Raw genomic sequence first — 18530 nt, forward strand, 5'->3', positions numbered from 1 at the left:
AGGGACTTAATCTACAAGATCATCCTTCTCATAACAGTTAAACAACATGGAGTATCCAGTTTCTAAAGCTTCATGATAGTACTGCTGATACTCGTCTGATACATCTTCCGCTGAGGTAAACAAGAGGTATTCATCCTCTATCTCATCAATCACCCAACCATCCTCTTCAATGTAAAATTTAGCTAGCGCATACGCACCATCTATGTCTGCATAATTAATGAAAATTATTGCATAAGCACCTTTCGCCTTGCCAAACTGGCTTGAGTCAATGGAAGGTAAAACATGTGCGTTTAGTTGAAACATGCTATTTGTGTGGAGTTGATGAAACTACCTTAAAAACTTATCTATCCCGTTCTCGCACCATTTGGCTTTCTGGGCGATGGCATAGGCGAGGATCTTGTCATTCTCCGGGAGGGAGGTGCGGGCATTCTCAGGATGATACAGGTGGTAGCCTACGCCACCGAAGGGCAGGTTGCGGCGCTCTACGCCCGCGTTCAGCATTCTAATGGCAAATTCGCTGTCCTCGCGGCCCCAGCCTTGGATGTTCTCGTTGAAACCATTGATGCGAAGCACATCGGCGCGCCAGAAAGCCATGTTGCAGCCGCGGATGGCTTTGATGTCAGGGCGTTTTTTGGAGCCGAGTTTTGCGAGCGTTTCTGAGGAAACGGCATTAAAACGGTTGATAATGCCAGAGGAGAATGGCGTGATGTGCCACTTTTTGCTTTGCAGGATCTGCTTGGTGAGCTCGGGTTGCAGCAGCACGCGCTTGCCCTGGATGAAGGTGTTGGCGCGGGCCATGCGTTTGTGGCTCTTGACGAAGTTTGGGTGCAGCACCATATCGCCGTCAATGGAGAGCAGGTACTCGCCAGTGGCCATGGCCATGGCTTTGTTTCGGATGGCGGCCAACCGGAAGCCGGTGTCCTCATGCCAGCAATGGCGTAGCGGTACCGGAAAGTTCTGCTGAAAACGCTCTATCACCGCTCGGGTTTCTTCGCGGGAGCCGTCATCGGCAATGATCACCTCATCGGGCAGTTCATTTTGCTGGGCCACGCTCTTTAGCACCACTTCCAGCGCATCTGGCCAGTTGTAGGTGGAGATGATGAGGCTGGTGGTCAGGGGGCGGTTGGCCTCGTGCAGTTTCATGTACTTGTAGAAAGCCCCGTTGGCGTTGCAGGCCGAGATGAGGAATCCCTCAAACCCGTACAGGAACCCCCGCTTCAGGAAGTAGTTGCGCAGGAAGGTCCAGAAACCTTTGTAAGTGGCCTTGAAGGCTGAGGAAGATTTCCGGAACCGGTGCTCTTGGGCGAAAAGCGTGGTGTACTGGTTCAGTTTCCTCAGCAGCTCGTCGGTGTTCTTGAAGGAATAATGGTTCAGGATGCCCGGCAGGGTCTCTATGGCCAAGCCTTCGGTCTTGATTCCTTCGTGCACCTCGCGGTCTGTGAAGGAGGTAACTTTGCGGTTAAAAAGGCGTAGCACATAATCATTCTCCCAACCACAGGCGTTAATTAAACGTTTCCCATAGAAATTGTGGCGCAGAAAGCGGTAGGCTTTGGCGTTATCTAAGGGGTGGCTGAGGATGACCTGGGTTAGTTCCGGCGTCAGGACCTCATCGCTGTCAATGGAAAGCACCCAGTCATGCGAGGCGTGGGAGGCCGCCAGGTTCTTGAGCGGGCCAAACCCGATGAAGGGCGAATGGAACACCTTCACGTTGGGGAACTGGCCGGCAATGGACACGGTGGCATCCGTGGAGCCGTTGTCCAGCAGGATAACCTCCGGGAACCGGGCCAGCGCCTTAAGGCATTGCGGCAGCAACTCCTGGCTGTTTTTAGCGAGTATGGTAACAGAAATAGGTTGAGGCATGCAGCGCGGAAACAAAAAAAGAGGAGGGAGGAATTCCCGAAAAACGACCTTAGGGAGGGTTAATGTAAACATCTGCCCTAATATTCGTATGTACCTATGTATATTTAATTTCTATATTTGCGTATAGGTATTTTTATCCCAAGTGTAAAAGTACAAAATCAAGACCAATGAGCGAACAGAGAGCGAATTCAATGACAAAAGAGGAGAAAGACGCCCGGTTTGAGGCCGAGTTGATGCCGGTTATTTCGCCTCTCTACAACTTCGCGTACCGTCTAACCCTGGATGAAGATGACGCCAATGACCTGGTACAGGAGACCTACCTCAAGGCGTATCGTTTCTTCGATTATTTCGAACCCGGAACTAATGCCAAGGCCTGGCTGTTCCGCATCCTAAAGAACTCGTTCATAAACGACTTCCGGAAAAAGAGCAAACAGCCCGCCAAAGTAGACTACTCTGAGGTGGAAGGTTACTACAATTCCGAGGACGTGGACGCAGAGGGAGACAGTTCTGGCGGTACTACAGACCTGCGCATGGAAAGTGTGCAGGACCTGATTGGCGATGAGGTGGCTGGTGCCTTGAACTCACTGCCGGTAGACTTCCGGACCGTAATCATCTTGTGTGACCTGGAAGGGTTCACCTACGAGGAGATGGCCAAGATCCTGGACATTCCCATAGGTACCGTAAGAAGCCGCCTGCACAGGGCCCGGCACTTTCTGAAGGAGAAGTTGGAAAAATACGCGAAGTCAATGGGCTATAACGGCTAAATAGAAATTAATATGATGGGGACTACTACTATGACAGATGAATTGATGGGCGCAAGCGCCTCAGATGAGAGCCATGAACCAGACTGTGAGAAGGTGCAAGGCGTTTTTGAGAAGTGGCTGGAAGGTGTAGCTACAAAAGAGGACGAGGCTTTTCTATCTGAGAAAGCCGACGAATGCTCTCCTTGCTTTGAGAGCGTTGACAAACAACGGTTGTTTGTGAAGTTCCTGAACGCCTCTTTGCGCAGACCAGGCACTCCTGCTACATTAGTAGACTCCATCAAATCAAAAATCCACCAAACAGCTTAGTATTAAGCTTTCCTACCCTGGATGCAAGGTAAAATCATTATTTTTTCGGCTCCCTCAGGGGCCGGCAAAACCACAATTGTCCGTCATTTAGTTAACGTACTCCCAGAGCTAAGTTTTTCTATCTCAGCCTGTACCCGCGACCGCCGGGGCCGCTCTGAAATCAACGGAAAGGATTACTACTTCATTACCCCCGAAGAGTTCAGGGAGAAGATAGGGAACGATGAGTTCGTAGAATGGGAAGAAGTATATGAGGGTGCTTTTTACGGAACCCTCAAATCTGAAATAGAGCGCATCTGGTCTGAGGGCAAACACGCCATCCTGGACGTGGACGTCAAAGGAGGCCTGAGCGTGAAACACTTCTACAAAGACCGCGCCCTGGCCATCTTTGTGAAACCACCTTCCATTGAGGAGCTTTCCAAGCGCTTGGTGGCCCGCAACACAGATTCTGCCTCTAGCATCTCCAGCCGCGTGTTCAAGGCTAAATTCGAGTTGAGCTTTGAAGACCAGTTTGATGAGGTGATCGTGAATGAGAACCTGGAAGAAGCCTTTGCCCGTGCCGAGAAGCTGGTGCGGGACTTTATCTATCCAGAGGAACCTATTTTGTAGCCATGCGGGTAGGATTGCTGTTCGGATCCTTCAACCCCATCCATATAGGGCACCTGATCCTGGCCAATTATATGGCCGCTAATACCACCTTAGATACGGTTTGGCTTGTGGTGAGCCCGCAGAACCCGTTCAAGCCCAGCAGCAGCCTGTTGCATGAGTTTGACCGCCTGCACATGGTGCGTCTGGCCATTGCCGACAACGCTGATCTGGGCGTAACCGACATTGAGTTTCGGATGCCCAAACCCAGCTACACCATAGATACGCTCACTTACCTCCGGGAAAAGTATCCTACCTACCAGTTTGTGCTCATCATGGGCGAAGACAACCTAGCTACCTTGCCCAAGTGGAAGAACTACGAGCAGATTCTGGATCTCTACGAAGTGCTGGTTTATCCTCGGCCAGGAAGCGCCAAGGTTCCCGAAGCACTGCAGGGCCACGCTAAGATAACGGTAGTGCCTGCTCCGCTGCTGGACATCTCGGCTACCTTCATCCGTAAATGCCTCAAGGAGGGAAAATCTACCCGCTACCTGTTGCAGGAGGAAGTGCAGGAGTACATACAGGCTAAGAAGCTGTATATGTAGCAAAAGAGATCAGCTAGCATGAACCGGCGTTTTAGGCACCCTTTTTCTAAAAGGCGCCTAAAACGCCGGTTTTGTTTTGCAGCCTTCCTGTAACCTGTACATCTTATAACAGAGGAGTAAATTCTTGGCCTGATGGAATGACTGCAAGGGGTAAGGCAGACCAATTCCCTTAGTTGTTTCTACAGGGCTACTTACTTTTAACTATTTTCAGGCTTGTGGATAAAAAGAGAAAACCTTTTATTTTTAAGTGCGTTTAAACTAAATTATGCTTGATTGGACAATGGAATAATCCAGTTTTTTGATGTATAAATGCTTGGTTACCTCAGGGAAGTAGCGTAATTTGCTTTTAATTCCCAGACAGACAAACTGAAGGACTACCCCAGTCAAATGAGTATTACCGCCATCTTCCAAGATACCTATATCTCCATCACCTACGACCAGAAACAGCAATACATCAATGCAGATTGGATCGGTTTCCAGACTAAACAATCTGTGCAGGATGGTTGCGAGCGTATTCTGGAGGCCATGGCGGAATTCCATTGCTACAAAGTCCTTAACGATAACACTCATGTAGAGGGAATCTGGTCCAGCGCGGCGGAGTGGGTGGGCTCAGACTGGTTTCCGCGTATGCGGCAAGCGGGCATGGTGTCTTTTGCCTGGGTGTATTCGCCCAGCATGTTCAGCCGGTTGTCCACAGACAAATCCCTGCGGTTTACCTATGATACCACTGGTATAGAAGTGTTCGATAGCATAGGAGAGGCCCAGCGGTGGCTTGCGGCCATTCCGGCGTAAACCCTGCGTACTCTCAAAAGTTTCCATAAAAACAGAAGGCCCCGCACTTGCCAGTGCGGGGCCTTCTGTTTATACCCTGATTTCTATGAAACAGGCTTGAAACGCCGTTTCTTAGATGGTCATGATTTCGGCTTCCTTCTTAGACAGAAGTTCGTCCAGTTTCACAATGTAAGAATCGGTGAGTTTCTGTACTTTGCCTTCGGCGTCTTTCACGGCGTCTTCAGAGGTGCCTTCTTTCTGCAGTTTGCGCAGGGAGTCGTTCACGTCTTTGCGGATGTTACGCACGCGGATCTTGCCGCTCTCGGTTTCGTTCTTGGCTTGTTTCACCAGGTCTCGGCGACGCTCCTCGGTCAGGGCCGGGATGTTCAGGCGGATGCCGTCTGCCTCGGTCATGGGGTTCAGGCCCAGATCGCTGTTTTTGATGGCTTTGCCGATCTCGGCCACCATGCCTTTTTCCCATGGCTTGATCATGAGCGTACGGGCGTCTGGAGTCATGATGTTGGCCACCTGCGAGATGGGGGTAGGCGTGCCGTAGTAATCTACGCGCAGGTCCTCTACCATGGCAGGAGACGCTTTGCCGGCTCTGATTTTGGTTAATTCTACACTAGTGTGCTGCACCGATTTCTGCATGGACTCCTCGGCTTCGCTCAAATAAAAGTTAATTTCTTCGGTCATTGGGTTTTCTGATTTAGAAAGATGACTAAACGGTACCACCGTAGCAAACGCCAAAGGGCGGCACAAATTTCTGATTTAATTCTGTAAAATCCACTGCCGGGGCAGCAAGACCTTTATTTACATGGAAACCAAGGTTCCTACCTGCTCGCCATTGATGAGTTTGGCCAGGTTGCCCTTTTTGTTGATGTCAAACACCACAATAGGCAAGTTGTTTTCCTTGCAAAGGGTAAACGCAGTCATGTCCATTACGTTGAGGCCTTTTTCAAAAACCTCCTCAAAGGTGATGTCCTGGTACCGCACGGCAGAAGCGTCTTTCTCTGGGTCAGCGGAGTAGATGCCGTCTACGCGGGTGCCTTTCAATACTACATCGGCCTCAATCTCAATGGCCCGCAGGGAGGCGGCAGAGTCGGTGGTGAAGTACGGGTTACCGGTACCGGCCCCGAAAATCACTACGCGGCCTTTCTCCAGGTGGCGCATGGCGCGGCGGCGGATGTACGGCTCACATACCTGCTGGATGTTGATACCAGACAAGAGACGGGTGAAGATGCCCACTTTCTCCAGCGCGCTCTGCAGCGCCATGCTGTTGATTACCGTGGCCAGCATACCCATGTAATCGCCCTGCACGCGGTCCAAACCAACAGACTCGGCTTGCACGCCCCTGAAAATGTTTCCTCCGCCAATCACCACGGCCACCTCGGCGCCAAGATCTACGGCAGATTTAATCTCTTCGGCGTACTGCACCAGCATGTTGGTGTCAATCCCATATTGCTGGTCGCCCATCAAGGACTCTCCGCTGAGCTTCAATAGAATTCTTTTGAATCGCATGCTTATAAAATAGTAATAGTTAGTGACACGGGTCTATACACGTTTTGGGCCCGCTTTTCACAAAACAGGCCCAAAAAGGAGTTTCCTTAAAATACGATCAATACCTGGTTTTTCTCTACGTTCTGCCTGGTGGTAACCTTCACCTCAGACACCACGCCATCGCCGGGAGACTTGATGATGTTCTCCATCTTCATGGCTTCCAGGATCAAGATAGGGTCGCCTTTCTTCACTTCCTGGCCTGGCTGTACCTTAATGTCAATGATGAGGCCCGGCATAGGTGCCTTGATATCATTGACCTTGTGTGCCAGTGCCTGGCCCATGCCCAGACTCTCCAGCAGCAGATCCATCCGATCCTGCACCTGTAACGTATGCACATTGCCGTTGATCTTGATCTGGAAGGTTTTGGTTTCCGGGTCAGCCTGCAACAGCTCGGCGGTGTAGGAGCGGCCGTCTTTCAGAATGTGGAAGGAAGTAGGGCTGAGGGGAAGCAAATCCCAGGTAAAAGGAGCATCGTTGAGAAGAATCTGGTTTTTCTCCAGAACTACTTGCCAGGTGGCAGCAGCCGATTTTACCTGTAGCATGTTGGCGGGGTTAGAGACAGTAATTTACCGTACGTGTGAAATAAATTCACAACTTGAGTTCCCAAAGTTAATAAATCATTACATGAATCACATCCTTTCCCGTGGCTTCTTGTTCATTCTGCTGTGCGGTTCGGCCGCAGGCTGTACCGTGAAGAAGCCAGCCGCCCCCGCTGTCGCCTCTGAAACCGCTGCCGTAGCCTTAGATTCCGTTATCACGGAGATGCCCCACACGAGCCGCGGACCCTACCAGCCTTCTGCTGAGCGGCTCATGGACCTGCTGCACACCAGCCTGAACGTGCGGTTTGACTGGGTCAAGCAGCACCTGCTGGGCGAGGCCACCTTGACGTTGAAGCCCTACTTCTACCCGCAGCAACAGGTGGTGCTGGACGCCAAGGGGTTTGACATCCATAAAGTGACGTTGCGCAAAGGAAAGCAAGCCCTGCCGCTGACCTTTGACTATGACCGGCAGAAACTGACGCTGAAGCTGGACAAAACCTACTCCCGCACCGATACGCTTCAGGTTTCCATTTCCTACACTGCTAAGCCCAATGAGCTGGAGGCGCACGGCAGCCAGGCCATTCAGTCAGACAAAGGCTTGTACTTCATCAACCCGCTGGGCCAAGAGGAAGGCGTGCCCCAGCAGATCTGGACGCAAGGCGAGACCGAGGCGAACTCGGCCTGGTTCCCTACCATTGACAAGCCCAATGAGCGCATGATCCAGGACATTTTCATCACGGTGGAGAGCAAGTTCAAGACGCTGTCTAACGGAACGCTGGTTTCTAGCAAGAATCTGAAAAACGGGCTTAAAACCGATCACTGGCGCATGACCCAGCCGCACGCGCCTTACCTGGTGATGATGGCGATTGGGGAGTTCTCCGTGATCAAAGACAAATGGCGGAACAAAGAGGTAAGTTACTGGGTGGAACCGGAGTACGCCGCTACTGCCAAAGCCACCTTCGGGCGGACGCCGGCCATGCTAGAGTTCTTCTCCCAGAAACTAGGCGTGGCGTTCCCCTGGGATAAATACGCGCAGGTAGTAGTCCGTAACTTCGTCTCGGGAGCCATGGAGAATACCTCCGCCTCCACCTTCATGGAATCTGTGCAGCAGGACCGCCGCGAGCTGCTGGACAAGAACTGGGACCATATCATCGCGCATGAACTGTTCCACCAATGGTTCGGAGACCTGGTCACCACGGAATCCTGGGCCAACCTTCCTTTGAACGAATCCTTCGCCGACTACTCAGAATACCTATGGGCCGAACACCAGTACGGCCCAGACGAGGCCGCCCTCACGCACCAGACCGCTTTGCTGGAGTACCTGGCCGAGGCTCGGACTAAACAAGAACCCTTGATCCGTTTCAACTACCTGGACAAAGAAGACATGTTTGACAGCCACTCCTACGCCAAAGGCGGGCGGGTATTGCACATGCTCCGGCAGGAGGTAGGAGAGGAGGCTTTTTTCGCCGCGCTGCACCTGTACCTTACCCAGAACAAGTACACACCGGTAGAGATAGACAAACTGCGTTTGGCTTTTGAGGAAATCACCGGGCGCGATTTGCGGCCGTTTTTCAAACAATGGTTCCTAACCCCGGGCCACCCCGAGCTGAAAGTAAGCCATGCCTATCAGAATGGAACCTTTACCTTGCAGGTGAACCAAACCCAGGATACCCTCCGTACCACGGTGTACAAGATGCCGCTGACTGTTGCCCTGCTCCAGAACGGGAAATGGCAGGAAGAGCAGGTACAACTAGAGAAAGCCAGCCAGGCATTCACCTTTCCTCTTCAAGCCGCGCCGCAGGCAGTGGTAGTGGACCCCGCGCAGAAGCTGCTGGCCAATATAGACCATGAGAAATCGGTGCCTGAGTGGTCGGCCCAGTTCCTGAACAGCACTGCCTTTGCCGCGAAAGCTAATGCCCTGGAGCATCTGAGAGATACCGCTGTCACGCAGATTGACCCGGTGCTGGAAAAGGCCATGCAGGACCCCTTCTGGAAAATAAGAGCCACTGGCCTTGAGCTGTTGGTGTCTAAAGAATCTATGCAGAACCCACGCATGCAGAATCAGGTCCAGCGGATGGCTGAGACGGATCCCCACAGTGCGGTAAGGGCCACGGCCACCTATGTGCTGAGTACCTTGAACGGATTACCCCAGGAGATCATAGAAGCCCGGTTGAATGATTCCTCTTACCAGGTGGTGAGTGCCGCGATCTTCGCTTGGACCAAAGGGAACCATGACTTGGCCCGATTAAAGCCATTACTTCAGTACAAGAACCCCGATGTAGTAAATGCCCTGGCTTCGGCGTTTACCACCAATGACGAGGAAGAGCTTTACGCCTGGTATTTGAAAAATGCCTCAAAATTGCGTGGCGGTGACTTGTATTACTTCGTGCAGAGCTTCGGGGCGTTCCTGTTGAAAAAAAATATTGACCGGCAGGAGAGGGGCTGGCAGGCCCTGGTGGGCATAGTGGAAAAGGAGACCCTGGCCGAGGCAAAACAAGCAGCGTTTCAAATGCTTACGCTCATGGCAGAGACCGACGAGCGTCGCCAAAAGGTGCAGGAATTAGCCGCAAAAGACCCCAAATTAGCTTCCTTGGTAAGCCCTCAAATGAATTGATTGAAAAAAATATTTGCAGAAATATTTGACATGGAAGAAAAACCCACTAGTTTTGCAGCTCCTAAGAACGAAAACGGCAACGCAACTAGGTTTTAGGGTTCTTTGAAACAGTATTGGGGAGATTCCAGAGTGGCCAAATGGGACGGACTGTAACTCCGTTAGCGTAAGCTTTCGAAGGTTCGAATCCTTCTCTCCCCACACTTACAATGGTCAGAAATTGAGACAAGGTTACAGGTTGTTTCGCGAAGATTTCTGATGTTACCAGTAACAAGCGGGAGTAGCTCAGCTGGTAGAGCGACAGCCTTCCAAGCTGTAGGTCGCGGGTTCGAACCTCGTCTCCCGCTCTTTTAAGAGAGCAATGCAGCGAAAGCTGCATTCTTTTATTTTGCCGACGTAGCTCAGGGGTAGAGTACTTCCTTGGTAAGGAAGGGGTCGTGGGTTCAATTCCCATCGTTGGCTCAAGCGGTATTAATTTCTATAATCAATACACCGTTTCACCTAAGAACTAAATACTTTCTAAAATGGCTAAAGAAAATTTTGATCGCTCCAAACCGCACGTAAACATCGGTACAATTGGGCACGTTGACCACGGCAAAACAACCTTGACTGCTGCTATTACTCAGGTTTTAGCGGGCAAAGGTCTAGCCGCAAAGAGAGATTTCTCCTCAATTGATAACGCTCCAGAAGAAAAAGAGCGTGGTATCACTATTAATACTTCTCACGTTGAGTATGCAACTGAGAAACGTCACTACGCGCACGTTGACTGCCCAGGTCACGCTGACTACGTGAAAAACATGGTTACCGGTGCTGCTCAGATGGACGGTGCTATCCTGGTAGTTGCTGCTACGGATGGTCCAATGCCACAAACTCGTGAGCACATCCTTTTGGCTCGTCAGGTAGGTGTTCCTGCCCTTGTTGTGTTCATGAACAAAGTGGACATGGTAGACGATCCAGAATTGTTAGAGCTGGTTGAAATGGAAATCAGAGAGCTTCTTTCTTTCTACGATTTCGACGGCGATAACATCCCAGTTATCCAAGGTTCAGCTCTTGGTGGCTTGAACGGCGACGAGAAATGGGTTAAAACCATTGAAGAATTGATGGATGCAGTAGATAGCTACATTCCAATTCCTGCTCGTTTGACTGACCTTCCATTCTTGATGCCAGTTGAGGACGTGTTCTCTATCACTGGTCGTGGTACAGTAGCTACTGGCCGTATCGAGCGTGGTATCATCAACTCTGGTGAGCAAGTGGACATCTTGGGTATGGGTGCTGAAGGCCTGAAGTCTACAGTAACTGGTGTTGAGATGTTCCGTAAGATCCTTGACAGAGGTGAAGCTGGTGACAACGTAGGTCTGTTGCTGCGTGGTATTGAGAAAACCGATATCCGTCGTGGTATGGTTATCTGCAAGCCAGGTTCAGTAACTCCTCACATGAAGTTCAAAGCTGAGGTTTACGTTCTTTCTAAAGAAGAAGGTGGACGTCACACTCCATTCTTCAACAACTACCGTCCACAATTCTACTTGAGAACTACTGACGTAACTGGTATCATCACGTTGCCAGAAGGTGTTGAGATGGTTATGCCTGGTGATAACATCACTATCACTGTTGACCTGATCAACAAAGTAGCGATGGAAAAAGGTCTGCGTTTCGCTATCCGTGAGGGTGGTAGAACTGTAGGTGCCGGTCAGGTAACTGAGATCCTTGACTAGTTATTAAAATCATAAGTCCGCCTTGCTGAAAATGTAGGGCGGACTTGTTTTTTTAAAAAAAGAATAATACATTTGCACTCCATTTGAATGAATGGCGTGCATTTTTTTACGGGAGTAGCTCAATTGGTAGAGTAGTGGTCTCCAAAACCATTGGTTGTAGGTTCGAGTCCTACCTCCCGTGCAAATAGAGTTAATAGCATCAGGAATGGCAAAGCTGACAAGATTTTTCAATGACGCTGTAGAAGAGATGCAGCACAAGGTTACCTGGCCAACTTACTCAGAGCTTCAGAAAAGCTCTATGTTGGTATTGGTTGGCTCTATTGTGTTCGCCATCATTGTAGGTGCTATGGATTTCGTTTACGACTCCACCCTGAATTGGTTTTACAACCAATTCTAATTTAAGCTGGAGAAAATGGCAGATTTAAAATGGTACGTAGTGCGGGCGGTTTCAGGCCAGGAGAAGAAAGCAAAGTCTTATCTTGAGAATGAAGTTGCGCGTCATAATTTAACGGAGATGGTGCCTCAGGTACTCATTCCGTCTGAGAAAGTATATGAAATGCGGAACGGGAAGAAACGCGTGAGAGAGCGCAGCTTTTTTCCTGGTTATGTGTTGATCTTTGCAGACATCTCCAACGGTGAGGTAGAGCACTTGATTACCAGCACTCCGGGCGTAATTGGCTTCCTGGGTTCTGGCAACGGTAGAGCAGACGAGAAACCGGTTCCATTACGCATGTCAGAGGTTAACCGCATCTTAGGAAAGGTTGACGAAACAGATGAGCAGGTGGAAACTTTAGAGACTCCTTTTATTGTTGGCGAGACTGTGAAAGTAATGGACGGTCCATTCAACGGTTTCTCTGGTACAGTAGAAGAGGTGTTTGAAGAGCGTCGCAAGCTAAATGTAATGGTGAAGATCTTCGGGCGGAATACCCCGGTAGAGCTGAACTACATGCAAGTAGAAAAAGAACAGTAGTAATAAATAATAATGGCAAAAGAAATAAAAGGTTATCTGAAACTTCAGGTAAAGGGAGGCGCCGCGAATCCAGCACCGCCGATAGGACCTGCACTTGGATCTAAAGGTCTTAACATTATGGAGTTCTGCAAGCAGTTCAACGCTAGAACCCAGGATAAGGCCGGCCAAGTATGCCCAGTTTTGATTACAATGTACACAGACAAGTCATTTGACTTCGTAATTAAAACTCCTCCCGCTCCAGTATTGTTGATGGATGCTGCGAAAATCAAATCCGGATCTAAAGAGCCTAACCGTAACAAAGTGGGTTCTGTGACTTGGGATCAGATTCGCGAGATCGCTGAAATCAAAATGCCTGACCTGAATGCGTTCAAAGTTGAGGCTGCAATGCGTTTGGTAGCTGGTACCGCACGTAGCATGGGTATCACAGTAAAAGGAACTGCTCCTTGGAGTGAGTAATTAAAAAGCAAATGGCTAGAATTTCTAAAAACAGAAAAGCAGTCTTAGCAAAGTACGACCCTAAAAAAGAGTACTCTCTGTTAGATGCAGCAGGCGTAGTTAAAGAAATCACTTTCACTAAGTTTGATGCCTCCGTTGACATTGATGTGCGTTTAGGTGTTGATCCGCGCAAGGCTGATCAAATGGTGAGAGGCGTGGTTACGCTTCCCCACGGAACTGGTAAAGACGTACGTGTGTTGGTGCTTTGCACTCCTGACAAGGAAGATGAAGCGAAAGCCGCAGGTGCTGACTTCGTAGGTCTGGATGACTATATTCAGAAGATTGAAAAAGGCTGGACAGATGTTGATGTGATCATCACCATGCCGGCTGTAATGGCGAAAGTAGGTAGACTGGGCCGTATCTTAGGACCTCGTAACTTAATGCCAAACCCTAAAGCTGGTACTGTAACTACAGACGTAGCCAAAGCGGTGAAAGAAGTGAAAGCTGGTAAAATTGACTTTAAAGTTGATAAAACCGGTATCATCCACACTAGCATTGGTAAAGTTTCCTTCGGGCCAGATCAAATTGCTGCCAACGCTTCTGAGGTAATTGCTACCCTTAACCGTTTAAAGCCTTCTTCTGCAAAAGGAACTTATATTAAGAGCATCACATTGTCAAGCACAATGAGTCCTGGTGTAGTAGTTGACAAAACCTCAATTTAACGAGAAGAGATGACACGGGAAGAGAAAGAAATCATTGTACGTGACCTGAGTGAGAAATTAGCTCAAAACTCCTTCGTCTACATCACAGACGCTTCAGAATTGACCGTTGCTACTATCAACAGATTCAGAAGACTTTGCTTTGATAGAGGCATTGAGTACAAAGTATACAAGAACACTCTGATTCGTAAGGCGCTTGATACCTTAGACACAGATACATCTGCTTTGGATGTGGCTTTGAAAGGTTCTTCAGGAATCCTATTTGAAGCTACTACTGGTAACGCTCCAGCAAAATTATTACTTGATTTCCGCAAGACTGGCGCTAAGAAGCCACTCTTGAAAGGAGCTTACATTGACAGCAGCATCTACGTAGGTGACGATCAATTAGACGCCCTAAGCAAGATCAAGTCCAAAGAAGAATTGGTTGGTGAAATCATCGGCTTACTTCAATCTCCTGCCAAAAACGTTATTTCTGCCCTTCAGAGCGGTGGCAATACTTTGGCTGGTGTGCTTAAAACTTTATCAGAGAGAGAACAATAACATTTCAATTTTAAAACAACTTTAATTACTAATAAAAATGGCAGATTTGAAAGCATTCGCTGAGCAGTTGGTTAACTTAACTGTTAAAGAAGTTAATGAACTTGCTACTATTCTTAAGGATGAGTACGGTATTGAGCCAGCAGCTGCTGCTCCTGTAATGGTAGCTGGTGCTGCCGGTGGAGACGCTGGAGCCGCTGCTGAGGAGAAAACTTCTTTTGATGTAATCCTTAAGTCAGCAGGTGCCTCTAAACTAGCAGTTGTGAAGCTAGTGAAAGAACTTACCGGTCTTGGCTTGAAAGAAGCGAAAGAATTGGTTGATGGTGCTCCAAAACCATTGAAAGAAGGTGTTGCTAAAGATGAAGCAGATTCATTGAAAAAGCAATTGGAAGAAGCTGGTGCTGAAGTGGAGGTTAAGTAATCCCACACTACCTTCCATTACCACTAAGGGTTAGACCTGGCAATTTCGTCAGGTCTTTTCCTGTTTGTACCTAGAAATGATTTTCTAGAATATTCTGTCGGAGAAAAGGCTGTTTCCCGACACGACAAAGTTTAAACGTTAAAATCAGACAACTTTGGCTACAAGTAAAACGACAGAGCGGATCAACTTTGCGTCCATTAAGTCGGTAATTGATTACCCAGACTTTCTGGACGTTCAGCTACAATCTTTCCAAGACTTTTTCCAGTTGGAAACCGCTGCCGAGAACCGCACGGAAGAAGGTCTATTCAAAGTTTTTGCTGAAAACTTCCCGATCTCTGACTCAAGAGAGAATTTCGTTCTGGAATTCGTAGATTACCATGTTGACCCACCCAAGTACTCAGTTGATGAGTGCATTGACCGCGGGTTGACTTATTCAGTTCCCTTAAAGGCAAAGCTTCGTTTGATCTGTAATGATACGGATAACGAAGACTTTGAGACTATTGAACAGGAAGTTTTCTTAGGAAATATTCCTTATATGACTGAGAAGGGTTCATTTGTAATCAATGGCGCCGAGCGCGTAATTGTATCACAGTTGCACCGTTCACCAGGGGTGTTCTTTGCCCAAAGCAAGCACACCAATGGTACCAAATTATACTCTGCCAGAATTATCCCTTTCAAAGGATCTTGGATTGAGTTCGCGACAGACGTGAACAACGTGATGTACGCGTACATTGACCGTAAGAAGAAATTCCCGGTAACTACTTTGTTGCGTGCAATTGGTTACGGAACGGATAAAGACATCCTGGACCTGTTTGGGTTGTCTGAAGAAGTGAAGGCCGATAAGAAAACCCTGAAAGGCGTGGTTGGCAGAAAGCTGGCTGCAAGGGTTCTGCGCACCTGGACAGAAGACTTCGTGGATGAGGATACCGGTGAAGTGGTATCTATTGACCGTAACGAGGTTTTGTTGGAGCGTGACTCTGAGGTGAGCGAAGATGACTTAGATGTGATCATTGACTCAGGGGTGAAGTCTATCATCCTGCACCGTGAGAACGTAAACATCGCCGACTACAACATCATCTACAACACCCTGCAGAAAGATAACTCTAACTCTGAGCAGGAAGCCGTGGAGCAAATCTACCGTCAGCTGCGTAACACAGAAGCGCCGGATGTGGAAACTGCCCGTGACATTATTCAGAAGTTGTTCTTCAGTGATAAGCGTTACGACCTGGGTGATGTAGGACGCTACAGAATCAACAAGAAACTGGGCCTTGACAAAAACTGGGATGCCAAAGTATTAACCAATGAGGACATTGTTCTGATTGTGAAATACCTGATTGGTCTGATCAACTCAAGAGCCGTGGTGGATGATATTGACCACTTGAGCAACCGCCGTGTAAGAACAGTAGGGGAGCAGTTGTATGCGCAGTTTGGTGTAGGTCTTGCCCGTATGGCCAGAACCATCAAAGAGCGTATGAACGTGCGTGATAATGAGGAATTCAAACCGGTTGACTTGATCAACGCGCGTACGCTTTCTTCTGTGATCAACTCGTTCTTTGGGACAAACCAGTTGTCTCAGTTCATGGACCAAACCAACCCGCTGGCAGAGATCACGCACAAACGCCGTGTATCTGCATTAGGGCCAGGAGGTCTTTCCCGTGAGCGTGCTGGTTTCGAGGTTCGTGACGTTCACTATACCCACTATGGTCGTCTGTGTACGATTGAAACACCAGAGGGACCAAACATCGGTCTGATCTCTTCTCTGTGTGTGCACGCCCGCGTGAACAGCATGGGCTTCATTGAAACTCCTTACCGCAATGTAGTGGAAGGTAAAGTAGATGTAACCCACCAGGTGAAGTACCTGACTGCTGAAGAAGAAGATACCCACCACATCGCGCAGGCGAACGCCATCATTGATGAGAACGGTAACTTCATCAACGATAAAGTAAAAGGTCGTTTTGAAGGTGACTTCCCGGTAGTAGAGCCAGAGCGCTATACATATATGGACGTTGCGCCTAACCAAATTGTATCGGTAGCTGCTTCGTTGATTCCATTCCTGGAGCATGATGATGCGAACCGTGCCTTGATGGGATCTAACATGCAGCGCCAGGCAGTGCCGTTGGTGAAGCCACAGGCTCCAATTGTAGGTACTGGTCTTGAACTGAGAGCCGCTCTCGACTCAAGAGCATTGGTGAGAGCAGAAGGTGATGGTTACGTTCACTTCGTTGATGCAGATAAGATCATCATCCGTTATGACCTCTCTGAGGAGCAGAAGCTGGTGAGCTTTGACGCTGAGTACGTGACGTATGACCTGATCAAATTCCGCCGCACGAACCAAGATACCTGTATCAACTTAACTCCTTTAGTTAAGAAGAATGAGCGGGTAACCAAAGGACAGCCACTGTGCGAAGGATACGCTACAAACCAAGGAGAGCTTGCGCTTGGACGTAACTTACAAGTAGCGTTCATGCCTTGGCAAGGATACAACTTTGAGGATGCGATCGTAATCTCTGAGCGAGTGGTAAGAGATGACGTGTTCACCTCTATCCACATTGAAGAGTTTGAGCTGGAAGTTCGCGAGACGAAGCGCGGTGAGGAGGAGTTAACCTCTGAAATCCCGAACGTGAGCGAAGAAGCCGTTCGTAACCTGGATGAGAACGGTATCATCCGCATTGGCGCCGAGGTGAAAGAAGGTGATATTCTTATTGGTAAGATCACTCCTAAAGGAGAAACTGATCCAACGCCAGAGGAGAAACTCTTGAGAGCCATCTTCGGGGACAAAGCCGGTGATGTGAAGGATGCCTCGTTGAAAGCGCCGCCATCCTTGAATGGAGTGGTAATTGAGACGAAGTTATTCTCTCGTCCTAAGAAAGATAAAAACCTCCGCGCGAAAGCGAAGAAAGAGGTAGAAGACCTGAAAACAAAGTACAACGCTGAACTCAAAGCCGTGAAGAACGTGATGATTGAGAAGCTGGTACAACTGTTGGAAGGCAAGACTAGCCAAGGGGTACGTCACCGTTTTGGAGACGAAATCCTGACCAAGGGTGCAAAGTTTGGTAAGAAAAACATCTCTGAGGCACTTTTCCCTGACAAAAACCCTTATAAGGACGAAAGCAACTACGCTGTTCCGGAAGAGGTGAACATGTTCAAGGACCTGATCCTAGAGGGATGGACGGCAGACGAGCAGACTAACAAGATGCTTTTGGAGCTGGTGAAAAACTACACCAAGCGCCGCAACATGATCTCTGCCCGCTTCAAACGCGACCGCTTCACCTTAGAAGTAGGAGACGAGTTACCAGCCGGTATCGTGCAGTTGGCCAAAGTATACATCGCTAAGAAGCGTAAGCTGAAAGTGGGTGATAAGATGGCAGGTCGTCACGGTAACAAGGGGGTAGTAGCTCGTATCGTGCGTGAAGAAGACATGCCGTTCCTGGAAGACGGAACACCAATGGACATCGTGTTGAACCCACTAGGGGTACCATCCAGGATGAACATCGGTCAGATCTATGAGACGGTACTTGGATGGGCTGGTTTGAGATTAGGACGTACGTACGCGACGCCAATCTTCGACGGTGCCACTGAAGAGCAGGTTTCTGCAGAATTGGCCGAGGCTGGCTTGCCACGCTTTGGACGTTCTTATCTGTACGATGGCTTGAGCGGTGACCGTTTTGACCAGCCAATCACCGTAGGTGTTATCTACATGCTGAAACTTGGCCACTTGGTAGATGATAAGATGCACGCCCGTTCTATCGGACCATACTCACTCATCACACAGCAGCCATTGGGTGGTAAAGCCCAGTTCGGTGGTCAGCGTTTCGGTGAGATGGAGGTGTGGGCGTTGGAGGCCTTCGGTGCCGCTAACGTGCTGCAGGAAATCCTGACTGTGAAGTCTGATGACGTGATCGGTCGTGCGAAAGCATACGAAGCCATTGTAAAAGGTGACGTGTTGCCGAAGCCAAATATCCCTGAGTCATTCAACGTGTTGATCCACGAACTCAGAGGTTTGGCCTTGGAGATTACGCTGGACTAATAAGCTGTTTTAAAGGAGATTTCAGGAAAAGGGGCGCAAAACGCCTCGTCTTGAAATCTCCCTTTTCAGCGTTAGTAGGGCCGTTTAGTAAAAAGGAAATTTACATATCTA

The 18530-nt window shown here is 49.0% G+C and carries 19 protein-coding genes and 4 tRNA genes; 18 read left to right on the forward strand and 5 right to left on the reverse strand.

Going from position 1 to position 18530, the window contains the following annotated elements:
- Positions 1-6: 6 nt before the first annotated feature.
- Together FOA19_RS17515 and FOA19_RS17520 are read right to left on the reverse strand one after the other, a co-directional pair.
- Complete coding sequence (locus tag FOA19_RS17515) at positions 7-303, reverse strand: hypothetical protein (protein ID WP_149092160.1); 297 nt, start codon at positions 301-303, stop codon at positions 7-9.
- 24 nt (positions 304-327) lie between these two features.
- Entirely contained in the window at positions 328-1860 is a 1533-nt protein-coding gene (locus FOA19_RS17520) for a glycosyltransferase family 2 protein (RefSeq protein WP_149092161.1), read from the reverse strand.
- A 167-nt stretch (positions 1861-2027) separates the two neighbouring features.
- On the opposite strand from FOA19_RS17520, the gene FOA19_RS17525 reads away from it, so the two are divergent.
- The 5 genes from FOA19_RS17525 (at position 2028) to FOA19_RS17545 (ending at position 4909) form a co-directional block, all read left to right on the forward strand.
- Positions 2028-2624 (forward strand): sigma-70 family RNA polymerase sigma factor, encoded by a 597-nt coding sequence (locus FOA19_RS17525; RefSeq protein WP_062543958.1) that lies wholly within the window; start codon positions 2028-2030, stop codon positions 2622-2624.
- A gap of 30 nt (positions 2625-2654) precedes the next feature.
- Positions 2655-2930 carry a hypothetical protein gene (locus FOA19_RS17530; protein WP_190300453.1) on the forward strand — a complete coding sequence of 92 codons (276 nt, stop codon included), beginning with the start codon at positions 2655-2657 and terminating at the stop codon, positions 2928-2930.
- Between the two features lie 21 nt (positions 2931-2951).
- Positions 2952-3536 (forward strand): guanylate kinase, encoded by a 585-nt coding sequence (gmk, locus tag FOA19_RS17535; protein ID WP_149092163.1) that lies wholly within the window; start codon positions 2952-2954, stop codon positions 3534-3536.
- A gap of 2 nt (positions 3537-3538) precedes the next feature.
- On the forward strand, positions 3539-4117 hold the full coding sequence (gene nadD / locus FOA19_RS17540) for a nicotinate (nicotinamide) nucleotide adenylyltransferase (protein WP_149092164.1): 579 nt from the start codon (positions 3539-3541) through the stop codon (positions 4115-4117).
- 387 nt (positions 4118-4504) lie between these two features.
- On the forward strand, positions 4505-4909 hold the full coding sequence (locus FOA19_RS17545) for a hypothetical protein (protein WP_149092165.1): 405 nt from the start codon (positions 4505-4507) through the stop codon (positions 4907-4909).
- Between the two features lie 111 nt (positions 4910-5020).
- On the opposite strand, the gene frr is transcribed toward FOA19_RS17545, so the two are convergent.
- From frr to FOA19_RS17560, 3 genes are all read right to left on the reverse strand, one after another.
- Positions 5021-5584: a ribosome recycling factor gene (gene frr / locus FOA19_RS17550; protein WP_149092166.1), complete on the reverse strand. Its 564-nt coding sequence runs from the start codon at positions 5582-5584 to the stop codon at positions 5021-5023.
- Positions 5585-5701: 117 nt separating this feature from the next.
- On the reverse strand, positions 5702-6409 hold the full coding sequence (pyrH, locus tag FOA19_RS17555; protein ID WP_149092167.1) for a UMP kinase: 708 nt from the start codon (positions 6407-6409) through the stop codon (positions 5702-5704).
- Positions 6410-6495: 86 nt separating this feature from the next.
- Positions 6496-6990 carry an acetyl-CoA carboxylase biotin carboxyl carrier protein subunit gene (locus FOA19_RS17560; protein ID WP_149092168.1) on the reverse strand — a complete coding sequence of 165 codons (495 nt, stop codon included), beginning with the start codon at positions 6988-6990 and terminating at the stop codon, positions 6496-6498.
- An 82-nt stretch (positions 6991-7072) separates the two neighbouring features.
- On the opposite strand from FOA19_RS17560, the gene FOA19_RS17565 reads away from it, so the two are divergent.
- From FOA19_RS17565 to rpoB, 13 genes are all read left to right on the forward strand, one after another.
- Positions 7073-9601, forward strand: a complete 2529-nt coding sequence (locus FOA19_RS17565) for a M1 family metallopeptidase (RefSeq protein WP_190300454.1) — start codon at positions 7073-7075, stop codon at positions 9599-9601.
- A 115-nt stretch (positions 9602-9716) separates the two neighbouring features.
- A tRNA-Tyr gene (locus FOA19_RS17570) sits at positions 9717-9799 on the forward strand.
- Between the two features lie 73 nt (positions 9800-9872).
- Positions 9873-9945, forward strand: a tRNA-Gly gene (locus FOA19_RS17575).
- A 43-nt stretch (positions 9946-9988) separates the two neighbouring features.
- Positions 9989-10060: transfer RNA gene (locus tag FOA19_RS17580), tRNA-Thr, on the forward strand.
- 62 nt (positions 10061-10122) lie between these two features.
- The gene (tuf, locus tag FOA19_RS17585; RefSeq protein WP_149092170.1) at positions 10123-11310 is read left to right on the forward strand and encodes an elongation factor Tu; all 1188 of its coding nucleotides are present in this window, start codon (positions 10123-10125) and stop codon (positions 11308-11310) included.
- Positions 11311-11418: 108 nt separating this feature from the next.
- A tRNA-Trp gene (locus FOA19_RS17590) sits at positions 11419-11491 on the forward strand.
- Positions 11492-11515: 24 nt separating this feature from the next.
- Positions 11516-11707 (forward strand): preprotein translocase subunit SecE, encoded by a 192-nt coding sequence (gene secE / locus FOA19_RS17595; protein WP_149092171.1) that lies wholly within the window; start codon positions 11516-11518, stop codon positions 11705-11707.
- 15 nt (positions 11708-11722) lie between these two features.
- A complete protein-coding gene (nusG, locus tag FOA19_RS17600) occupies positions 11723-12280 on the forward strand; it encodes a transcription termination/antitermination protein NusG (RefSeq protein ID WP_149092172.1) in 558 nt (185 codons plus the stop codon).
- 12 nt (positions 12281-12292) lie between these two features.
- Entirely contained in the window at positions 12293-12736 is a 444-nt protein-coding gene (gene rplK / locus FOA19_RS17605) for a 50S ribosomal protein L11 (RefSeq protein WP_123131288.1), read from the forward strand.
- An 11-nt stretch (positions 12737-12747) separates the two neighbouring features.
- The gene (gene rplA, locus FOA19_RS17610) at positions 12748-13437 is read left to right on the forward strand and encodes a 50S ribosomal protein L1 (RefSeq protein WP_149092173.1); all 690 of its coding nucleotides are present in this window, start codon (positions 12748-12750) and stop codon (positions 13435-13437) included.
- A 9-nt stretch (positions 13438-13446) separates the two neighbouring features.
- Positions 13447-13974: a 50S ribosomal protein L10 gene (gene rplJ / locus FOA19_RS17615; protein WP_149092174.1), complete on the forward strand. Its 528-nt coding sequence runs from the start codon at positions 13447-13449 to the stop codon at positions 13972-13974.
- Positions 13975-14011: 37 nt separating this feature from the next.
- The gene (gene rplL, locus FOA19_RS17620; RefSeq protein WP_149092175.1) at positions 14012-14392 is read left to right on the forward strand and encodes a 50S ribosomal protein L7/L12; all 381 of its coding nucleotides are present in this window, start codon (positions 14012-14014) and stop codon (positions 14390-14392) included.
- 154 nt (positions 14393-14546) lie between these two features.
- A complete protein-coding gene (rpoB, locus tag FOA19_RS17625; RefSeq protein ID WP_149092176.1) occupies positions 14547-18419 on the forward strand; it encodes a DNA-directed RNA polymerase subunit beta in 3873 nt (1290 codons plus the stop codon).
- Positions 18420-18530 lie beyond the last annotated feature (111 nt).

The sequence above is a fragment of the Rufibacter hautae genome (assembly GCF_008271695.1).
GTDB classification, from domain to species: domain Bacteria; phylum Bacteroidota; class Bacteroidia; order Cytophagales; family Hymenobacteraceae; genus Nibribacter; species Nibribacter hautae.